The sequence below is a fragment of the Cognatishimia sp. F0-27 genome, assembly GCF_020667845.1.
Lineage (GTDB): Bacteria > Pseudomonadota > Alphaproteobacteria > Rhodobacterales > Rhodobacteraceae > JAFMPQ01.
Window position 1 is genome coordinate 1 of record NZ_JAFMPQ010000086.1, and the last position, 1,284, is coordinate 1,284.

At 60.7% G+C, this 1,284-nt stretch carries 1 protein-coding gene; it reads right to left on the reverse strand.

Features of this window, described 5'->3' with window-relative positions; genetic code table 11:
• Positions 1–1,177 (reverse strand): UxaA family hydrolase (locus J1C49_RS21435; RefSeq protein ID WP_227447848.1); only part of this gene is annotated, 1,177 nt, incomplete at its 3' end.
• Positions 1,178–1,284 lie beyond the last annotated feature (107 nt).

Below are 1,284 nucleotides of genomic sequence, written 5' to 3' on the forward strand. Positions count from 1 at the left end.
ACGCGGATCTGTAGAGTTTTGTCATTGAGAACTCTCTGTGTCCGAGGGCTTCAGCGGCGGTGTTTCTGCCGTTTGCGGTGCGCCGGATCATGTCGATGAGCGCGTCCCCGGCCTCGTCGATGGTCATCTCGCGGCGCAGGATGCCCGAGACATCGACATCCACGTGTTCGGCCATGGTCCTGACGGTGCGCGGGTTGGCGGTGATCTTGATGACCGGCACGATCGGGTTGCCGACCACGTTGCCCTGCCCGGTCGGGAAGGTGTGGATCACAGCGCCGCCTGCTGCCATGAGCGTCACGCATTCGGCCGCGGCGGACGAGCTGTCCATGAAGTAGAGCCCGTTGCCCGAAGACGGGGCTTCGGCAGGATCGAGGATGTCGATATACTGCGACGTGCGGCCGATCTTCTCCAGATTGCCGAGCGCCTTTTCCTCGATCGTGGTCAAGCCGCCTTCGATATTGCCCTTTGTCGGCTGGCTGTCCGACAGGTCATCGGTCTGATGCGCAAAGATCACATCGTCCTGGTAGGCCTTCCACATCTTGTACCAGCGCTCTCCGACCTCCTCGTTGATCGCGCGCTTCTTGCAGATATGCTCCGCCCCCGTGATCTCCGAGGTTTCTCCGAAGAACCCGGTGATGCCCTCGGGCAGAAGCTTGTCATACATGTTGCCCACCGTCGGGCAGGATCCCAGCCCGGTGGTGGTGTCGCTCTCGCCACATTTGGTCGAAATCCACAACTCGTTGAGCGCGCATTCCTCGCGCTGGATCTCGGACGCCCAGTGAACATACTCCTTCGCCTTCCACGACGCCGCGCGAATGGTCTCGAAATCGCCCTTCTGTTCGATCGAGAACTCCGCCACGGGTTTGCCGGTGGCACGAATGCCCTCGGCGATCTTGTTCGTCCAGCCAGGCTCGATGCCGATCACCACCACAGCGGCCACGTTGGGATTCGCACCGGTGCCAATCATCGTGCGGAAATGCAGCTCGAGATCCTCGCCGAACTGCAGCCGCCCGTAGGCATGCGGGATCGCCAACGTGCCCTTGACGTTGTTGGCCACCGCCTCGCAGGCAGCGTTCGAGATGTCGTCCACCGGCAGGATGAGCACGTGATTGCGCACACCGACGCGCCCGTTTTCCCGGCGGAAGGCCTTGACTGTGATGTTGGAGTATTTGCTCATGATGTTAATCCTCTATGAATCTCGCCAGATTTTTTTCACGCGCGGGTTAGGCCTTTCTTCAGACCTTGGCATTACACCAGACGCGCAGTGATTGATGCGGGCCCGGT